Genomic DNA, 19,401 nt, shown 5'->3' on the forward strand with positions numbered 1-19,401 from the left:
GATGAGTCCTTTTATTTATGTTTGAGCATGGAGTTGAGCAGCCGTCCCAGGATGCCGACGAACAGCAGCGGCGGCAGCGCCAGCAGCACGGTGGAGGCGTTCACCACGCCCCACGGCACTTCCTGGCCCATCGACGTGAAGGCCGACGCCACCACGGGCAGGGTCATGCTTTTCGACGAGGTGAGCGCCAGCGCGATCATCAGTTCATTCCAGACCAGCACAAAGCTGAAGACGATGCCGCCCATCAGGGTCTTCGAGGCCACCGGCAGGGCCACGTGCCAGAACACCTGGTAAGGGCCGTAGCCGTCCAGCGCGGCAGCTTCCTCGATCTCCTTCGGAATGCGGGCAAACGCGGGAATCGACAGCCAGATGATGGTCGACAGGGTCACCAGCAGATACGTCACCACCATCGACAGGCGCGAGTCGTACAGGCCCAGGTCGATCCAGATCGAGATCAAGGGAATGGCGACGGCGACGGGCGGCAAAAAGCGCAAGGAGAGCAGGAAGAACTGGATATCCTTCTTGGCCGGGATCGGATAGCGGGCGATCGCATACGCGGCCGGCACGCCCAGCACGGCGCCCAGCAACACGGCCACGCCGACAATGGCCACGCTGTTGCCCAGCCCCGTCAGCACTTCGGGGCTGGCCAGCACCTGCCTGTAATTGGCCAGGGTCGGGCTGAAGAAAAAGCGCGGCACGGGCGTGACGATGTCCATCAACTCCTTGAAGGAATTGAGCACGGCCCACAGGATGGGAAACAGCGCCACCAGCACGATGGCAGTGGTAATGGCGGTGGTGGCGGCATGGTCCATGCCGCGCCGAACAGTCAGTTTTCCCATTTCGCGACCCGCTTCCAGAGTAAAGTGAAGATGACAGTCGTGGCCAGCATCATCAGCACGGCCATGCTGGACGCATACGACACCTTGCCCATCAGGCCGATGCCTTGCGCATATGCATACATGTCCAGGGTTTCAGTGGAGATGCCGGGGCCGCCCTTGGTCATCACGTAAATCAGGTCGAACGAGCGCAGCGACTCGACCATCTTGATGAACACCAGGCTCATGATGGGTACCTTCAGCATCGGCAGCGCGATGTAGGCATACACCTGGATCGTGCTGGCGTAATCGAGGCGTGCCGCTTCCAGCGGTTCGCCAGGCAGGGTTTCCAGCAGCTTCAGGATGACGGCGCCAAAGAACAGGCCCCACTGCCAGATATCGACCAGCGCCACCGCATACAGCGCCGTGGCCGGATCGGACAGCAGCGCCGTGCCGCCCAGGCCCACGCATTCGAGCAGCCAGTTCAAAATGCCCATCAGCGGCGAATACATGAACTTCCAGATGAAGGCGGCCGACACGCGCGGCAGCAGCACCGGCACGATCAGCAGCAGCGCGATGACGTCCCGCGTGCGGCCCTTGATTCTCTCGAACAGGAACACGGCCAGCAGCACGCCGACAATCAGCGAACCGGCCACGGTGACCACTTCCCAGATGGCCGACACCTGCACGGCATTGACGAAGCGGCGGTCGCCGAACAGGCGGATGAAATTGGCAAAACCGACGTAATCGCTGTCGCTGTAGCGCAGCACGCGGTTTTGCAGGGCCAGGTTGATGGCGGCGATGCTGGGCACCAGGCCCAGTACCAGCAGGACCAGCAGCGGCAGCGTCAGAAAGACGGCCGGCAGCCAGGTGTGACGTTTTTTACGGATGGAATGCGGCATGGTCATGGCTTTCAAACGAGAACGGACAAGCGCTGGCGTTACCCCAAAAGCAAGAGCTGGGGTCAGACCCGTCGGGTCTGATCCCTGGTTTTAGCCGGTGGAGTCGTTGGCGATATGGGCTTATTTACGCTTGCTGGCCCGTTGCATCACTTCCGTCGCGTACTCGTTGGCCTCGTCGAGCGCGCTCTGCACGTCGCCGCGCGTGCCCGTAAACACCTCTTCCAGCACGACGCCCAGGTTGTCGCCGATGTCCGGCCACTCGGGACTAGGCCAGATGGTGACGCGCGAGACGGGCGTGGTGTCCGTCAGGCCCGCCTGGATCTGCGGCTTGACGTGCTTGCGGAAATAGTCGCTGGCGATGGTGCTGCTGCGGTTGTAGTCGCTGAAGACATTGTCCTTCAGGCGCGCCTGTTCCTGCTCCTTGCCCGTGGCCCAGGCGATGAACTTGCCGGCCGCCTGGCGCGTGCACTCATCCTTCGCACCCGTGGCGGAGATGGCCAGGCCGTGGCCGTAGGCGGCCGATGCCAGCGGCGCGGGCGGGCGCACATACCCCACCTTGTCGACCACCGAGGATTTTTTCGGGTCTTCCATCCAGTCGGCAAATGGCGTCGACTCGATCATGAAGGCTACCTTGCCGGACCTGAACGCTTCGAGCGCATTGCTCCAGTCGTAGGTGGCGCCGCCCGGCGGCGAATACTTGAACAGGTCGCGGTACAGGGTGGTGGCTTTCACTGCCTGCGGCGAATTGAAGGTCGGCACGCCATCCTTTTCCCACTTGCCGCCGGCGGCCAGCATGAACGGCGACCAGCGCCAGACGTTCATGCCAGAACCGCGCTGACCGCGCGCCGCCCAGCCGTAAACATTGGGGGGATTATTCAGTTTTTTCACGGCGGCGACCAGTTCGTCGAGCGTCTTGGGCACGGCGATGCCGGCCTTTTCCAGCAGGTCGCGGCGGTAGAACAGGAAGTCGCTGCCGCCGATCAGGGGCGCGAAATACGCCACGCCCTTGTAGGAAGCGACGGCGCGGCGGCCCGGCAGGAAGTCGTCGTAGTCGGCGTCCCTGGGCAGGTATTTGAGCAGGGGGACGACCCAGCCTGCCGTCGCAAATTCGGCCACGTTGGCTTCATCGATGTAATAGATCTGATAGGAGCCGGCCTTGGTCGAGGCGTCGAGGCGGGCCTTGGAGCGGCGGTCGTTTTCGCCGAAATAGCTGATTTGTACCTTGGTGCCGTTTTTCTTTTCATACTCGGCGAGGGTCTTTTCCATCACCGTCAGGCCCAGGCTTTTTTGCGCCAGCACCTTGATCACGGGCACCGAGCAGCTTTGCGCCGAGGCGTCGGCAAAACCGGCGGACATGAGGGCACCCCATGCAACAGCAGTCATGATTTTCATAACACGTCTCCATTTTTATAGTCCGGCGGTTTTCCACCGGTATGCCAACTATAAAAACAAAGACCGCGCGCCACCACTACAAAAGGCGCGGGTTTCTAAATACTTTTTTTCACTTATGTTTCACTTCGCTGATACGGATTTGCCGCCTTAATCCAGGCGAAAATCCTTGCGGTAGACATTCGTATCCTTGCCCGATGGCGGCATGCGCGTAAACCGCTCGAAGCGCAGCCCCAGCTTGTTGAGCAAATTGATCGATACCTGGTTCTGCGGCGAGGTGATGCCGTACAGGGTGGGGATGCGCAGCGTGTGCCGGGCATGCCGCACCACGGCGGCGGCGGCCTCGTAGGCATAACCCTGGCCCCAGTAGGCGGGCAGCATGGCGTAGCCGATGTCGGGACCGGGCAGGCTGTCACGGCGTATCATGCCGCACATGCCGATGGCCACGCCGTCGCTGCGGCGCTCGATAATGTAAAAGCAATAGCCATGCTCGCGGAACTGCGCGATCGGACCGGCTTCCAGCGCCGCGCGCGCCGCATCCACGGTATGGATGTTGCGGTCGCCGATATTGGCGATCCACGACGGCTCATTGATCAGTGCCAGGTAGAACGGCGCGTCTTCGGGCGTGAAGGTGCGCAGGCGCAGGCGGGGCGTCTCGATGACGATCACCGATTCTGTCACGGCGCCGCTCATGCCGGCCACTGCATCGGATCGGTCAGCAGCTGGTACATCACGTAGGCGTCGACATAGCCCAGGTGCGCGTGGCGGAAGGCCAGCGGCAGGGTAGCGACGATGCCAAAGCCCAGCTTTTTCCACAGGGTGACGGCGCCCAGGTTGGTGCTGACGACGAAGTTGAACTGCATCGCCAGGTAGCCCGCGCGGCGCGCTTCCTCCATGCAGTGCACGCCCATCATGCGACCCACGCCCACGCCCTGCGCGGCCGGGTCGACCATGAATGAGGCATTGGCCACGTGCGACCCATGCCCCGGCTGGTTCGCCACCAGCTTGTACATCCCCAGCAAGCGCTCGCTGCCCATCACGGCCACATAGCTTTGCACGCCGGGGCCGAACCAGTAGGCGTGGCACGCTTCACGCGTGGTATCGGCCGGGAAGGTGTAGGTGTCGCCAGCGGCCACCAGGGTCTGGAAAATCGGCCACATGGCGTCGAAGTCGGCTTCCTGGGCCGGGCGGATATCAATTTCTTTCAAGGCAGTGCTCCCGATAACAAGTGATGGCTGATTGTATCAGCGCCCCAGGCGGAAATTGACCGTTTCGGGCCGGCCCGGCAAATGCAGACGCGATTGCGCGCGCGGCGCCTCGCTGACGATTTTCCCGCGCCGCAGTACCAGGCGCCGCGCCGCGCGCAGCCGCAGCGCTTCGACCGTGGAGCCGCAATCGAGGATCAGCAAGTCCGCATGGCAGCCGGGCGCGATGCCATAGCCGTCCAGGCCCAGGATGCGCGCCGGCGTCTCGGTCACGGCCAAAAAGCAGTCGTGCATCGCTTGCTGGCCCGTCATCTGCGCCACGTGCAGTCCCATGTGCGCCACTTCCAGCATGTCGCCCGAGCCGAGGCTATACCACGGATCCATCACGCAGTCGTGGCCAAAGGCGACGGGTATGCCGGCGGCCAGCATCTCGGGCACGCGCGTCATGCCGCGCCGCTTCGGATACGTGTCGTGGCGCGCCTGCAGGGTGATGTTGATGAGGGGATTGGCAATCGCCGCCACGCCCGCCTCGCGGATCAGCGGCAGCAGCTTGCTCACATAATAATTGTCCATCGAATGCATGGACGTCAGGTGCGAGCCCGTCACCCTGCCCTGCATGCCAAGGCGCTGGCTATGGAAGGCCAGGGTTTCGATGTGGCGCGACAGCGGGTCATCCGATTCGTCGCAGTGCATGTCGACCATCAGGCCCCGCTCGCAGGCGAATTCGCACAGCAGGCGCACCGATTCGGCACCGTCGGCCATAGTGCGCTCGAAATGCGGGATGCCACCCACCACGTCGACGCCCATGGCAATCGCGCGCTTTAAATTGTCAAAGGCGCCGGGACTGCGCAAGATGCCATCCTGCGGGAACGCCACCAGTTGCAGGTCGAGATACGGCGCCACTTGCCGCTTGACGTCGAGCAGCGCTTCCACGGCCAGCAGGCGCGGGTCGCAGATATCGACGTGCGAGCGGATGGCCAGCAATCCGCGCGCCACGGCCCAGTCGCAATACTGCAAGGCGCGTTGCACCAGCGCGTCCTGCGTCAGCTGCGGTTTCAGCTCGCCCCACAGGGCGATGCCTTCGAGCAGGGTGCCGGAGGCATTCACGCGCGGCAAGCCGTAGCTGAGCGTGGCGTCCATGTGGAAGTGGGCGTCGACGAACGGCGGCGTGACAAGGTCGCCGGCGGCGTCGATCTCCTGCGCGCCCGTCACGGGCAAGGCGGGGCCGACGGCAGCGATGCGGCCGCCCTCGATGGCAATATCGATGGCGCGGCGCCCGTCGGGCAGGCTGGCATTGCGGATGACTAGGTCCATGCGGACACTCCTTCGGTTGACTACGGTATCTGTTGCTTCCAGTGCATTGCCATCTTCTCGCTCAAGGATGTTGCAGTGCACGAATATACTCGCTGGCAAAAACCTGGCCATAGATTCGCTGACAACACCTTGCGCACGCGCAAACTTCCCCAAAATGCTGCCGGGCGCATGAATAGGGCAAGCACGTGCCGCGCGGGCTGAATAAAATAACTTTCAACTAACTCGAATCACCGCTAGAATATTCATATTGCGTTGCATCATAAAAAGTCCATGATTAGCTGTTCAGCACGCTACCCACTTTACAAAACGCGGCCAACTCTGGTTTTCGGGATTTTGCAGAGCGTTTTGCCAGCATTTTAATCCGTACAAAGGAGTAAATATGTTTCCGCTTCCAGAACAATTTTCCAGCGCCGCCAAGTCGCAACTGGAAAGCCAGCTGCAAATCTTCAGCACCCTGACCAGCAAAGTCTTCGAAAGCGCCGAGAAAATCATCGCCCTGAACTTGAACGCAGGCAAGGCCGCCATCTCGCATACGGCAGAAACGGCGCAGCACCTGCTGGCAACGCAAGACCCGCGCGACCTCTTCAGCTACAGCACCAGCCAGGCCCAACCGAATATCGAAAGCGTGCTGGCGTACAGCCGCCAGCTGTTCGGCATCGCCTCGAGCACCCAGGCTGAATTGCTGGCTTCGGCCAAGGCCCGCCTCGATGCCGCCGCACCTGCTGCCGTCCCCGCCCCGGCAGCGGCCAAGCCGGCACTGGCCGCTGTACCTGCGACTGCGGCGCCTGCGCCCAAGCCGGCCGCCGCACCGGCACCGGTACCAGTGGCAGCAGCACCTGCGCCCGCCGCCAAGCCGGTCGAAGTGGCCAAGCCTGCCGCCAAGGCAGCCCCCGCCCCTGTTGCAGTGCCAGCAGCCAAGCCAGCGGCAGCACCGGCCAAGGTTGCCGAGAAGGTCGCCGACAAGCCCGCCGTGAAAGTGGTCGAAGCCAAGCCAGTGGTCAAGCCGGAAGCGGCCAAGCCCGCACCCGCACCTGTACCCGCCGCCGCCGCGCCAGCGAAAGCCGCCGCACCAGCGCCAGCCAAGCCTGCCGCGAAACCATTTCCTTCCAGCAAACCCGTCGCCAAACCGGCCAGCGCCGCCGACAAGACCGTGGCCAAGGTTACAGTGAAACACGCGCCAGCACCCGCCGCCAAGCCGGTAGCCAAGGCAGCCCCCAAGGGCGCGCCATCGAAACAGCTCGACATGCTGGGCAGCGGCAAAGGCAGCGGCCGAAAATAAGCCGCGCGCACGCCACTGACGCAGCAAAACAACGGGCTACGGCCCGTTTTTTGCGTGCCCGCCCACAGCGCGCTTTTCCACCTTGTTGTATCCTACGCGTACTTTCCGTCCGCGTGCCCGTCCTTCCGCCCCGCGACACCCCATTACTCAAAACAAAAGGTAACCATGAGTTTATCGAGGCTCATCGCCGGCTTCGTGCGTCAGCATTGGCCGGCGTATGCCGCCGCCGCCGTCATGCTGACCGGCGTGGCGACACTGACCGTCTGGATCCCGCGCCGTGTGGGCGCCATCATCGACGCGCTGGCCGCGCACCGCATGACGGCCGCCGAACTGTGGCTGGAGCTGCTGACCCTGCTCGCCGTCGGCGTCGTCATCTACTTCCTGCGCGTGGGCTGGCGCATCACCCTGTTCAAGGCCGCCTACCAGCTGGGCGTGATGCTGCGCACGCGCTTCTACACGCGCATGTCGCAGCAGGGCGCATCGTTTTACCAGAACCAGCGCACGGGCGACCTGATGGCGCTGGCGACCAACGACATCGACGCCATCGAAATGGCCGCCGGCGAAGCCATGCTGGCCGGCTTCGACGGCACATTGACCCTGCTGATGGTGCTGGGCATCATGCTGCTGGGCGTGGACTGGCGCCTGGCCTGCATCGCCTTGCTGCCCTTCCCCCTGATGGGACTGGCCTTCTGGCGCATTTCCAGCCATATCCACACGGCGTCGACCGATTCGCTGCAACGCTTCTCCGCGCTGAACGACCATGTGCAGGAATCGCTGTCGGGCGTGCGCACCCTGCGCGCGCTGGGCCTGGAAGAGCGCAGCAGCCAGCAATTCTCCACCCTGGCCGGCCATGCAGCCAACGCCAGCCTGACGGCGCAGCGCTGGGAAGCGGCGTATGAACCGGCCGTCGGCCTGACCCTGACGGCCGCCACCGCGCTGACTCTGGGCCTGGGCGGCTACCTCGTGTGGCAAGACCAGCTGACCATCGGCGCGCTGACCAGCTTTTCCATGTACCTGGGACAGCTGATCTGGCCCATGTTCGCCGCCGGCTGGGTGCTCTCATTGATCGAACGGGGCCGCGCCGCCTGGCAGCGGCTGCAACCGATGCTCGATGCGCCGCTGGCCATCGACGACCACGGAACGATGGATACGCTGACGCCCGGCCCATTGCAACTGACGGACATCGGCTTCGCCTACGCTGGCCAGACGGCGCCCGCGCTGTCCGGTATTTCGCTGCTGTTGCAGCCGGGCCAGACTCTGGGCCTGGTCGGCCCCACCGGCAGCGGCAAGTCGACCCTGCTGCGCGTGCTGCTGCGCCAGGTCACGCCGCAATCGGGCACGGCCACCTGGAGCGGCCAGCCGCTCGATGCATATACCCTGCATGCGCTGCGCGCGGCCATCAGCTGGGTGCCGCAGGAATCGTTCCTGTTCTCCGCCAGCATCGCCGACAATATCGCCCTGGCCCGCCCCGGCGCCACGCGCGAGGACGTGGAGCGGGCGGCGCAGCTGGCCGACATCCACGACGATATCCTGCAATTCCCCGAAGGCTATGCCACCCACGTGGGCGAAAAGGGCATCACCCTGTCCGGCGGCCAGCGCCAGCGCGTGGCGATCGCCCGCGCCCTCCTGGCCGACAACGGCTTGCTGCTGCTCGACGATGCTTTATCCGCCGTCGACACGGGCACGGAAACGCGCATCCTGCAGCACCTGGAAGAACTGCGCCGCAAGCGCCCCGAGCGCAGCGCCATCATCGCCAGCCACCGCCTGAGCGCCGTCGTCAACGCCGACCTGATTTTGGTGCTGCGCGATGGCCACGTGACGGAAACGGGCAGCCACGACGCGCTGATGCAGCGCGACGGCTGGTACGCCAGCCAGTGGCGCTATCAACAACTGGAGGCCAGCCTCGATGCCATCTAAGAACAAGCAAGCCAGCACCGCCACGCCAACCGTGCGCCGCCAGGCCGCGCAAGCCATCGGCCTGCTGCGCCGCGCCGCAGCACCCGATCTGCGCCATTTATACTGGGCCACCTTCTGGCTGATCCTCGCCGCCGCGCTGGAAGTGACGGGGCCGATTCTGGGCAAGGCCCTGATCGACCAGCATCTGCTGCCGCGCCACCTGGACTGGACGCGCATGTCGCTGCTGCTCGGCGGCTGCCTGCTCACGGGCTGGGTCGCATCGGGCCTGCGCTATTTGCAGCTGGTGCGCCTGTCCGGCCTGGCCATGCGCTCGGTGCAGCGCCTGCGCGAAACCGTGTATCAACACGTGCTGCGCCTGCCCATGGCCTTTTTCGACCGCGCCATCACGGGGCAGCTGGTCAGCCGCGTCACCAACGACACGGAAGCGGTGAAATCGCTGTACGTGCAGGTGCTGTTCGTCATCCTCGACAGTTCCATCGTGCTGATCGGCACCATGGCCGCCATGGCCTTCCTCGACTGGCGCTTGATGCTGATCGTGCTGGCCCTGCTGCCGGCAGTGCTGGTGATCGTCTTTTTGTACCAGCGCTGGAGCGCGCCGGCCGTCACGCGCGCGCGCGCCCTGCGCAGCGAGATCAACGGGCAGATCGCCGAATCGATCGGCGGCATGAGCGTGCTGCAGGCGAATAACGCGGAAAAACGCTTCGGCGTGCGCTTCACGGGCATCAACCAGGACCACTACACGGCGCGCATGCAGGAATTGCGCGCCAACGCCTGGCTGCTGCGCCCCGCGCTCGATATGCTCAATATCGTGCTGCTGGCCGTCGTCATCTTCAGCTTCGGCCAGCGCGAGATGGGCGCCCTGGAAGTGGGCGTGCTGTATGCATTCATCAGCTATATCGCGCGCGTGATCGAGCCGCTGATCCAGATCACCATGCAATTTAGCCAGCTGCAGCAGTCGGTGGTGGCGACGGCGCGCGTCTCGGCCCTGCTGGACGAAGCGCAGGCGCTGGAACACGCGCAGGGAAGACAGACACCGGCTCTGCGGCAGGCGACAGCGGACAGCAACACGCCCGCCGTGGACATCGCGCGCCTGACCTTCGCCTACGTGGAAAACCAGCCCGTGCTGCACGACCTGTCGCTGAGCATTCCGCAGGGCGCGTTTTTTGGCATCGTCGGCCACACGGGCAGCGGCAAATCGACTTTGCTCTCGCTGCTGCTGCGCTTTTACCCCGTCACGCAGGGCAGCATCACCATCAATGGCGTCGCCCTCGACAGCATCGACAATGAACACTTCCGCGCCGACGTGGGCCTGGTGCCGCAAGACCCCTTCCTGCTGGCCGCCTCGGCGCGCGAAAACATCGACATGGGCCGCGGCTACACGCAGGCGCAAATCGAGACGGCGGCGCGCGCCGCGCATGCGCACGACTTCATCGCCGCACTGGAACACGGCTACGATACGCCGCTGGGCGAAGGCGGCTCGCGCCTGTCGTCGGGGCAGAAGCAGCTGATCGCGATTGCCCGCGCGCTGGCCGGCCAGCCGCGCATTTTGCTGCTGGACGAAGCGACCTCGCGTATCGATAGCCAGACCGAGCAGATCGTGCAGCTGGCCTTGAACGAGTTGCGCGGCAAGGTGACCATCATCGCCATCGCGCACCGCCTGTCGACCATCCGCGAGGCCGACCGTATCATCGTGCTCAATCACGGCCGCATCACGGAAGCGGGACCGCACGAGGAATTGATGCAGATCGAGGGCGGTTTGTACCAGCGCCTGTACCTGCTGCAGCAACTTGCAGTTTGATAGGCACGGGCGCCGTTGCGCGGCGCCACTTTTTTTCTGTACGGCATTAAAAATGCCGACCGGACGGGAGTATATTCATCTGGCGGGCAGCGCCGACGGCCCCAACCACACTTCCGGGGGACGCCATGCGCAGCAAACTGTCGATCAGGAATATCTTTGCCGCCATCTTCCTGCTTAGCCTGGCGCTCTCCATCATCAGCCTGCTGGCCCTGTTCCGCGTCGCCACCAAACAGGCCGAAGCGAACCAGGTCACTGAAACGCGCTTCCAATCCTATCTGCTGGCCGATGAATTGCGGCAAAGCTCGGACGACCTGACCCGGCTGGCCCGCACCTACGTCGTCACGGGCGACGCCAGTTACGAGCAGCAATACATGGATATCCTCGACATCCGCAACGGCAAGAAGCCGCGCCCCGCCCACTACGAGCGCATCTACTGGGACTTCGTGGCGGCGGGCATGCCGGTGCCGGCGTCGACGGGGCCCAGCGTGCCACTGGCCGAGCTGATGCGCAAAGCCGGCTTCAGCGAGCAGGAATTCGCCAAACTGCAAGAGGCCCAGACCAATTCCGACGGCCTGGTGAAGACCGAGGTGATCGCCATGAACGCCGTCAAGGGCTTGTTCGACGACGGCAGCGGCAACTTTACCAAGAAGGGTCCGCCCGACCTGGAAATGGCCCGCACCATCATGCATGATGCCCAATACCACCGCAACAAGGGCAAGATCATGCAGCCGGTGAATGAATTTCTCACGCTGCTGGACCAGCGTACGAGCGCGGCCGTGCAGACGGCGACGGGCGGCACCATGGCGGCCTATTCCGTCACCGTCGGCGTGCTGCTGGTGTCGGTCATGGTTTCCCTGCTGTGCCTGTTCCTCGTGTACCGCCACATCAAACGCAGCCTGGACCAGGCGATCGCCACGGCGCAATTGATCGCCGGCGGCGACCTGAGCATCGATGCCGTCATCGAACGGGCCGACGAAATCGGCGTGCTGCTACACGCGATGAACACCATCAACGCCAACCTGACGGGGCTGATCGGCGACATCCGCAACAGCACCGGCGAAATGTCGGTCGCCACGCACGAAATCGCGCTGGGCAATGCCGACCTGTCGGCGCGTACTGAAGCGCAAGCCAGTTCCCTCGAAGAAACGGCCAGTTCGATGGAAACGCTGACGGCGACGGTGCGGCAAAACGCCAGCAATGCCGGCGAGGCAAACCAGCTGGCCGCCACCGCCTCGGCCGTCGCCGTGCAGGGCGGCGCCGTCGTTGCCCAGGTGGTCCACACGATGGGCGCCATCAAGGAAAGTTCGAGCCAGATCGCCGACATCATCGGCGTCATCGACGGCATCGCCTTCCAGACCAACATCCTGGCCTTGAACGCCGCCGTCGAGGCGGCGCGGGCGGGCGAACAGGGACGCGGCTTCGCCGTCGTCGCCGGCGAGGTGCGCAGCCTGGCCCACCGCAGTGCTGCCGCCGCCCAGGAAATCAAGACCCTTATCGGCGCCTCCGTGGAGCGGGTCGACGCCGGCAGCAAGCTCGTCGACGAGGCGGGGCGCACCATGGCGCTGGTGGTGGAATCGATCCAGAAGGTGGCCGCCATCATGAGCGAGATCACCAGCGCCAGCCACGAGCAAAGCGCGGGGATCAGCGAGGTCAACCAGGCGGTCACGCAGATGGACAACATCACGCAACAGAACGCCGCCCTGGTCGAGCAGGCGGCGGCCGCCGCCGAAAGCCTGCAGGAACAGGCGCAAGCCCTGATCGAAGCCGTCGCCATCTTCCGCCTGAAAGGCAGCCCGCCGGCCACGGCCGCCCTGGCCCTGCGCTGACGTGCTGCCAAAGTGTGCACTATCGCAAAAATATGCACACAGTACGATATTTCTTGATTGCAACATCATATAATCGTTGCAAACAGGCGTGGTCATTGTGAGGGCGGGACGTTGGCAGGCAGACACAGACGGGCATCGTGGCGAAGGGCGCATTGGCTGCTGGTACTGGCCTGCCTGCTGCCGCCTGCCGTCCAGGCCCAGGTCGGCAACCTTGAGCAGTATCTTGCCGCCGTGCGCGACGATGGCCGTTTCGTGCCCGCACGCGCCCTGCAGCGCCTGCAAGAGGTGGAAACGCAGGCGCGCAGCGCGCCCCTGCCCGTGCGCGCGGAATTCCTTACCCAACTGAGCAACGCCCGCATGCGTCTGGGGCAGAACGATATCGCCATGCAGCTGGCCGAGGAGCTGATCGCCTACGCCCGCATGAACAAGAGCGACGTGGCGCTGGCGAAAGGCATGCTCAACAAGGCCTACATCACGTTTGCCAGGAACGAAGGCCGCGCTTCGCATCTGCTGGCCTTCGAAGCGGAAAAGATCGCCAACCGCACGGACGACTTGCCCGTGCGCGTGCAGGCCACCATCAGCGCGGGCCAGTCGTGGGCCGAGGAAGGCAATTTCCCGTTTGCGCTGGCCAAGCTGCAGGCGGCCGTCGACCTGGCGCGCCAGAGCCATTCCCCCTCCAGCCTGGCCGCCGCCCTGAATGCCCTCACCCTGCTGTACACGCAGATGCGCGAGTACGACAAGGGCTTCGAGGTGCTCGACGAGCTGCTGGCAGTATCGAGCACCCTGGCATCGCCGGGCCGCATGGCGCAGGCGAAGAATACGGAATACGGGCTGGCGCTCGACGCGCAGCAGCCGCAACGGGGGCAGCGCGCCCTGCTGGCGGCTCTGGCGCTGGAACGCCAGCTGGGCGCCCGCGGCATGGTGGCCGTGACCCTCGTCAATCTGTCGGACAGCTATCTGAAAGAAGGCGACTATGCACGCGCCCTGCGCTTTGCGAACGAAGCCATCACGGCGGCGCGCCTGGTCAACGATGAACAGGTGGAGGCGACGGCGCGCCTGAACATCGGCCAGGCGCTGATCGGCCAGGGACGCTTGCAGGAAGGCAAGCAAAGCGTGGCCACGGGCCTGGCCTACTACGAGCGCACGGCCAACCAGCCGGACATGCAGGCCGTGCTGCTGGAGTACGGCATGGCGCTGGAAAAGGCGGGCGACATGCGCGGCGCCGTCACGGCCTACCACCGCGAGCGGGACATTTCCAACCAGCTGTTCGAAAAGCAGCGGCAAAAGGCCGTGTATGAATTACAAGAAAAATATGAAGCGGAAAAGAAGCAGCGCCAGATCGAGCTGCTCAGCCGCGAAAATCAGCTGAAAAGCACGGAAATCGACAACCGCCGCCTGCAGCAGCGCGTATGGTGGCTGCTGGCGCTGGTGCTGGCCATGGCGTCCGTCATCGTCGGCTTGCTGTACCGCAAGGTGCGCCACGCGAACGTGCAGCTGAAGGTGAAGAACCAGGAACTCAAGCGCCAGAGCTCGCGCGACCCGCTGACGGCCCTGTACAACCGCCGCCACTTCCAGGAATTCATGCGCAGCCATGCGGGCAAGCCGCTGCCGGCCGGCGGCGACGCCGATGTCGTGGGGGCGCTGTTCCTGCTCGATGTCGACCATTTCAAGCACATCAACGACCGTTACGGCCATGCGGCGGGTGACCTGGTGCTGACGACGATCGCCGAAACCTTGCACGATGTATTGCGCGAAACGGACATGATCGTGCGCTGGGGCGGCGAGGAATTCCTCGCCTTCCTGCCCGCCGTCGCGCGGGACGGACTCGACGACATCGCGCGGCGCATCCTCAACGGCATGGCGGCGCAAGTCATCCACTACCAGGGACAAACCATCCAGGTGCATGTGTCCGTGGGCTTTGCGCCCTATCCGCTGGCGCCGCTGGGACGACCGCTCACGTGGGAACGCAGCGTCAACCTGATCGACATGGCGCTATACCTGGCCAAGGCGCACGGGCGCAACCGGGCGTATGGCTTGCGCGGTTTTCAGCAGGTGGAAAGAACGACGCTGGAAGCGGTGGAGCAAGACCTGGAACGCGCGTGGCGCGACGGCTTTGTCGATTTGAGCGTGGTGCTGGGGGGAACGGACGGAATGGATAGTAGCAATACAGGGACAGCGGCGCATGGCAAGCAGGAAGGCGCCAGTGATGGCGTCGCGGCAGCTGCCATCACCTGACGGCAGCTGCCGGCCCTGGCACGATTACTTGTGCGCTGCGTCCTGCATCTTTTCGCCGGCTTTTTCCACTTTCTTGCCGACGGCATCGGCCGCTTCGCTCATTTTCTTGTCGGCGTCAGCGGCGACCTGGTCCATCTTGGCGCCCGTCTCGGAAGCGGCCTGGCTCACGGCGGCATCGGCTTTGCTTGCGGCGGCCTTGATATCGGCTTCAGCCTTGGCAGCGGCCGCATCGATCTTCTGGCCAGCTTGTTCTGCAGGACCGGCAGCGACATCATCCTTCTTCTGGCAGGCAGCCAGTGCCACAACCATCATCCCGGCGGCGCACACGGTCATCCAATTTTTGCTTACTTTCATGATATTCCCTTTCATTATTATCAAAAGACACAGATCAGTTCGCAATATACACCTGCCTAAAATTTTCTAGCGTGCGCTAACGCACATAAGAACAGGCTTTTGTGGCGTAGTTGTAAGCAATGGTATCTTGATATTTTTCACGACGCATTTCCCGACAAGCAGGCATGCCAGACATTGCTTTGCGCTACTGTGCCGGGACCGGGGCCGGGACCGGGACCGCATCCAGCAGCGAACGTTCGAGCAATTGCGACAACGCCGTGCGCAGCGCCTGCGTGCGCGCCGCCAGTTCCGGCCGTTGATAGCGCTCGGCGGCAATCAGGCTGTTTTCCAGGCAGACGCGGTCGCTTTTCGCCAGGCAAGCGTCGGCCAGGTCGAGCTGGGCGCTGGCTTGCGCCACTTTTACTTTGGCATCGAGTTCCAGCGTATCGGGATCGTCGCCCCAGCGTTTCACGTGCATGGCGAGGCGCGTGGCGGCCACGTCCGGCTTGCCCGCATCGAGCGCCTGCCTGACGCTGCCCTGCAGCGCCGTCCACGCCTGCGCCCGCTGCTGTTGCCTGTCGCACGCGACGGCAGACTTGGTGATGCTCGCCTGCAAGCGTTTGATCTGCGCGGCGGGCGCCCTGGCGCTTTTCAGCACGGCCAGCGCACTGCGCGCTCCGTCCAGGTCGCACTGCGCCGCCAGCGCAGTGGCAGCTTCGACCTGTTCGGCCACGCTGGCCGGCTTGTCGGCCGGCTTGTTATAAAACCAGATACCGGTCAACACCACGGCCGCCGCGATCCAGGTGCGCAAGCGCACGGGTGGGCGTGGCGGCGGCACCGAACCCTTGATGGCAGGCTTGGCGGGCGGCGCCTTGGACGGCGCGGGTGCGGGTGCGGGTGCGGGTGCGGCAGCCGGTGGCGGGACAGGCTGGGGAGCAGGAGCGGGCTGCGGCGCAGCTTGCGGTGCAGGAACGGGTGGAACCACGGGCACCGGCGGCGGCATGCGCGGCAGCGGGGGCGGCGCCGGCAGTTTCTCCAGAACAGGCGCTTGCGCCACCTGGCGCGCGCCGCAAAACGGGCAATGCGCCACGCGCAGCAGCAAGGTCCGGCCGCAAGCGGCGTTGATGCAAACTTCATTCACTTTTTCAGACACGTTCCAACCTTTTCCTGGATTTGCTCAGCTGCATTCTGCCGCAATATTACCTTACGCGAGTACCGCAACGGCACACCCGCAGCGTGTTCCACGGCCTTGATACCAATCAAAAAGCATCCCCCGCCGCGTCCTAAGCTACAGGTACCTGCCAAGGACAAGGAGAACGCCATGCCAGCCCACCTGATCATCGAAGACGGCCAGCCCTGGTGGTGGGACAGCGCCGATATCTGGGTCGTGCCGGGCAATGATCCGAATGGACCGCCCGGTGCGCCCATTGCCGGCACCAGCAATTATCTGTGGGGCCGCGTGCACAACACGGGCAACAGCGCCTCGAACGGCGTGCGCGTGGACTTTTACTGGGCCGACCCGTCCGGCCAGATCGCCGTCGGCGCCGCCACGCAGATCGGTTCCGCGTTTGCCGACTTGCCGCCCGGCGCCACCCAGGAAGTGCTGTGCCTCGTGCCCTGGGTGCCCGTCATCGTCAATGGCGGCCACGAATGCCTGCTGGCCGTGGCCCATGGCGCGGGCGACATCAACCCGCTGCCCGACCCGCTACCCGACGGTTTTCCCTTCCAGCCCCCCTTGCACGAGCAGATCGCCCAGCGCAATGTCACGGTGGTGCTGGCGGCGCGGCGCGCGCAACTGCTGGCCATCACGGTGGCGGCCCTGCCCCGTGCAGCGAAAAAAGTGGAATTGCACATCGAACAGGGCGGCGAACTGCCGGCCCGCCTGCTGGCCACCCTGGGCCTGGAAAAATGGCAGCCGGCCAGGGAAGCGCGCCTGACAGCGGGCCTGGCACGCACGCCCCACTGCAACGGCGATGTGCCCGGCGAGCAAAAATTGGCGCTGGAAGTGCCGCGCGGCCAGGCGCAGGCCGCGTACCTGAGCCTGCGTGCCGAAGCCTTGCCCCCACACCAATATGCGCTGCTGCGCGTGCTGGAAAGTCAGGACGGCAAGGTACTGGGCGGCGTCACGTATCTCGTCACCACTCCGGAGAAAGAACAAGCGCAAGAAGAGGCGCAAGAACAGCACAGCCCCGAGGAGCAAGCATCATGAGCGACACCCCCATGCAGGTGCTGACGCGGCCGTTCGCGATCGAGCCCGTCACCAATATCATGCTGCCCGATGGCATTTTCGACAATGCCATCTACGGCTTGCGCATCGCCGCCCACATCATCAACATGTCCAGCAGCGCGCTGACGAATGTCACGGTGTACCTGGAAAGCGTGGGCGACCCCGGCATCGTGCCCGTGGCGCGCACCTTTTTCTTTGCCAGCATTCCAGCCGGCGCGGCCATGCTGGTGATGTGGGACGCCGACTTCCAGCATGCGGCGCCCGGCAAGAGACTCGTCAGCTTTGTCGCCAAGGCGGACGGCTACACGCCGCGCCGCTCGATCCAGCAAATCTTCGTCTCGCAGACGCGCTTTGACAGCGCCACCAATACCTATACCTGCACGGTCGAGGAAGGCACGCTGGAACTGTCCAAGCCGCAGGGCCACCTGCCCGGCAAGCGCTGGGGCAGCACGGGCAATGATGGCAAAGGTGGGGGAAATGCGTGCCGCTGCCCGCCCGGCCTGGGCCCCATCGTGCCGACCGGCATGACCCTCGTCTGGACGCCGAATCCCGCCTACGCGGGCACGCATGGCGAGCTGCCGTTTTCCGACCCTTGGTGGAAGATACTCGCCATCATCATCGCCATCATCGCCGCGCTGGTGGCCATTATTGCCGCCGCGCTCGGCTCCGGCAAGGCCAGTTTCAGCGTGGGCGGCAGCTTCGAGGAAACCGATCCCAGCGTCGATTGCTGTTCGCTCGAAGGGGCCGGCTCGGGCCAGCCCGAATTCACGGTCGCGGGCGTGGCCTCGGCCATCGCCTCGGGCGCCATTGCCGTCGCCTGCTCCGATATCGCCGACCCGTTCTGGCGTGGCCAGGAAGCAACACCACCGGCCGCCGGCGAACTGACCCTGGCTGAAAGAGTGGTGGCGAAATGGGTGCTGCCGGAAGCGCCGAACGCGGGCCTGCCCTACACGGCCGACATCAGCTGGGAGTATCAACGTTTCACCACGGGCGCCACCTACCAGCATGCGGTGACCGAAACGCAAGTCAACATCCACGTGGCGGGGCCCGTGGAAACGGATACGCCCGCCGTCGTGCAAGCGTACGAACCGCTGTGGATACGCGCCAGCTTCCAGCGCGACAATGGCAATGTGTTCCGCGGCACGGAACTGTATGCCTTCGTGCTGTTCCAGGCGCCGCAGGGCCTGTATTTCGTCGCATCGCTGACCGACGATGGCCTGGGCTTCGACCCGGGCGCCAACGACGGCGTGTATGCAGGCAGCCTGGACTTGAAACGCGCTTACCGCACCTTGCTGCAATATGATCAAAAGGTCTACGGTACGTGGAGAGTCTTCGTCTTCGCGCAAGACGTCAACCTGACCAAGCCCGGCACGCCGCCGGAAATCGCCGCCCAGCACATCGGCGGCATGTTCGTCGCCAGCGCCATCGAAATCACCTTCGACGACACCCTGCCCTGCCCGCTCAAGGCGCAGGCGAATATCGTCGTGGTGTAATGATAAGCGAGGTCAGGCGTAGGTCGCGTAGGTCGCGTAGGTCGGATTAGCGGGGCAAAGCCACGCGTAATCCGACAACATTGCTGGCTCCATTGTTGGCTCCATTGTTGGCTCCCGTATGCACACCTACACCTTGACGCTTTCAGACTTCGCGATCACCGTGCGCGGAATGATATCCGTTGCCGGGCAAGTCTCCATCGCGTCCGAATACGCGAGCCAGCGCTGCAAGCTTTCCATGCGGCGGATGGTGATGCCCTTGCCATTGATATAGCCGATCTGCTCGAAATTGACGGGGCTGGTGGTCAGCTTCGAGACGGTGGGCGCATTCTCGACCAGGCGGTCGTAGGCCTTGCGCGCCTTGTGCTCCCACTTGGCCAGCACGGGGTCGTCAAAGCGGTTGCTTTCAAAATACACAGTGATCGTGCGGTCGTGATTGGCAAAGCCGACGATCGCCGCCCCCTTGCGTATGGTCAGCAAGACATCTTCCTTGACGCCCGTGACGGGAACGAATACGGCAGCGCGCCCATCCGTATCTGGCCGCTCCATGGGAATATCTTGTCCGATTATGCTCATCACATCACACTCTTAGTCATCGCCTGTTGGCTTGTTGTCCCTGCATCACTGAAAGCGTGTCACCGTACGCATGCGCGGCTTTGCCACTGCGCCGC

The 19,401-nt window shown here is 64.2% G+C and carries 16 protein-coding genes; 7 read left to right on the forward strand and 9 right to left on the reverse strand.

Features of this window, described 5'->3' with window-relative positions:
- Positions 1 to 11 precede the first annotated feature (11 nt).
- From FJQ89_RS13450 to FJQ89_RS13475, 6 genes are all read right to left on the reverse strand, one after another.
- On the reverse strand, positions 12 to 839 hold the full coding sequence (locus FJQ89_RS13450; protein WP_141170530.1) for a carbohydrate ABC transporter permease: 828 nt from the start codon (positions 837 to 839) through the stop codon (positions 12 to 14).
- Positions 827 to 1,723 (reverse strand): carbohydrate ABC transporter permease, encoded by an 897-nt coding sequence (locus tag FJQ89_RS13455; RefSeq protein ID WP_205704603.1) that lies wholly within the window; start codon positions 1,721 to 1,723, stop codon positions 827 to 829. The genes FJQ89_RS13450 and FJQ89_RS13455 overlap by 13 nt, the downstream gene beginning before the upstream one ends.
- Positions 1,724 to 1,837: 114 nt before the next feature.
- Complete coding sequence (locus tag FJQ89_RS13460) at positions 1,838 to 3,109, reverse strand: ABC transporter substrate-binding protein (RefSeq protein ID WP_141170531.1); 1,272 nt, start codon at positions 3,107 to 3,109, stop codon at positions 1,838 to 1,840.
- A gap of 147 nt (positions 3,110 to 3,256) precedes the next feature.
- On the reverse strand, positions 3,257 to 3,799 hold the full coding sequence (locus FJQ89_RS13465) for a GNAT family N-acetyltransferase (RefSeq protein ID WP_243136545.1): 543 nt from the start codon (positions 3,797 to 3,799) through the stop codon (positions 3,257 to 3,259).
- On the reverse strand, positions 3,796 to 4,314 hold the full coding sequence (locus tag FJQ89_RS13470) for a GNAT family N-acetyltransferase (RefSeq protein WP_071075718.1): 519 nt from the start codon (positions 4,312 to 4,314) through the stop codon (positions 3,796 to 3,798). The genes FJQ89_RS13465 and FJQ89_RS13470 overlap by 4 nt, the downstream gene beginning before the upstream one ends.
- 36 nt (positions 4,315 to 4,350) lie before the next feature.
- Complete coding sequence (locus tag FJQ89_RS13475) at positions 4,351 to 5,625, reverse strand: amidohydrolase family protein (protein WP_141170532.1); 1,275 nt, start codon at positions 5,623 to 5,625, stop codon at positions 4,351 to 4,353.
- A gap of 379 nt (positions 5,626 to 6,004) precedes the next feature.
- Between FJQ89_RS13475 and FJQ89_RS13480 the strand changes: the two genes are divergently transcribed.
- The 5 genes from FJQ89_RS13480 to FJQ89_RS13500 all read left to right on the forward strand — a co-directional run bounded on the left by FJQ89_RS13480 (position 6,005) and on the right by FJQ89_RS13500 (position 14,680).
- Complete coding sequence (locus tag FJQ89_RS13480; RefSeq protein ID WP_141170533.1) at positions 6,005 to 6,904, forward strand: phasin family protein; 900 nt, start codon at positions 6,005 to 6,007, stop codon at positions 6,902 to 6,904.
- A gap of 165 nt (positions 6,905 to 7,069) precedes the next feature.
- Positions 7,070 to 8,821, forward strand: a complete 1,752-nt coding sequence (locus tag FJQ89_RS13485; protein ID WP_141170534.1) for an ABC transporter ATP-binding protein — start codon at positions 7,070 to 7,072, stop codon at positions 8,819 to 8,821.
- Complete coding sequence (locus FJQ89_RS13490; RefSeq protein WP_141170535.1) at positions 8,811 to 10,619, forward strand: ABC transporter ATP-binding protein; 1,809 nt, start codon at positions 8,811 to 8,813, stop codon at positions 10,617 to 10,619. Before FJQ89_RS13485 ends, FJQ89_RS13490 begins: the two co-directional genes overlap by 11 nt.
- A 125-nt stretch (positions 10,620 to 10,744) precedes the next feature.
- Positions 10,745 to 12,445 (forward strand): methyl-accepting chemotaxis protein, encoded by a 1,701-nt coding sequence (locus FJQ89_RS13495; protein WP_141170536.1) that lies wholly within the window; start codon positions 10,745 to 10,747, stop codon positions 12,443 to 12,445.
- Positions 12,446 to 12,556: 111 nt separating this feature from the next.
- On the forward strand, positions 12,557 to 14,680 hold the full coding sequence (locus FJQ89_RS13500) for a sensor domain-containing diguanylate cyclase (protein WP_341474485.1): 2,124 nt from the start codon (positions 12,557 to 12,559) through the stop codon (positions 14,678 to 14,680).
- 24 nt (positions 14,681 to 14,704) lie between these two features.
- On the opposite strand, the gene FJQ89_RS13505 is transcribed toward FJQ89_RS13500, so the two are convergent.
- A complete protein-coding gene (locus FJQ89_RS13505) occupies positions 14,705 to 15,034 on the reverse strand; it encodes a hypothetical protein (protein ID WP_099762364.1) in 330 nt (109 codons plus the stop codon).
- 184 nt (positions 15,035 to 15,218) lie between these two features.
- Positions 15,219 to 16,166 (reverse strand): hypothetical protein, encoded by a 948-nt coding sequence (locus FJQ89_RS13510; protein ID WP_141170537.1) that lies wholly within the window; start codon positions 16,164 to 16,166, stop codon positions 15,219 to 15,221.
- Between the two features lie 168 nt (positions 16,167 to 16,334).
- On the opposite strand from FJQ89_RS13510, the gene FJQ89_RS13515 reads away from it, so the two are divergent.
- Complete coding sequence (locus tag FJQ89_RS13515) at positions 16,335 to 17,222, forward strand: hypothetical protein (RefSeq protein ID WP_141170538.1); 888 nt, start codon at positions 16,335 to 16,337, stop codon at positions 17,220 to 17,222.
- Complete coding sequence (locus tag FJQ89_RS13520) at positions 17,219 to 18,733, forward strand: hypothetical protein (RefSeq protein ID WP_141170539.1); 1,515 nt, start codon at positions 17,219 to 17,221, stop codon at positions 18,731 to 18,733. Before FJQ89_RS13515 ends, FJQ89_RS13520 begins: the two co-directional genes overlap by 4 nt.
- Positions 18,734 to 18,859: 126 nt before the next feature.
- Here the strand turns inward: FJQ89_RS13520 and FJQ89_RS13525 are convergent, their stop codons facing one another.
- Positions 18,860 to 19,279, reverse strand: a complete 420-nt coding sequence (locus tag FJQ89_RS13525) for a hypothetical protein (RefSeq protein ID WP_141170540.1) — start codon at positions 19,277 to 19,279, stop codon at positions 18,860 to 18,862.
- Between the last annotated feature and the right edge of the window lie 122 nt (positions 19,280 to 19,401).

This window comes from Janthinobacterium tructae (assembly GCF_006517255.1).
Classification (GTDB): Bacteria; Pseudomonadota; Gammaproteobacteria; order Burkholderiales; family Burkholderiaceae_D; genus Janthinobacterium; species Janthinobacterium tructae.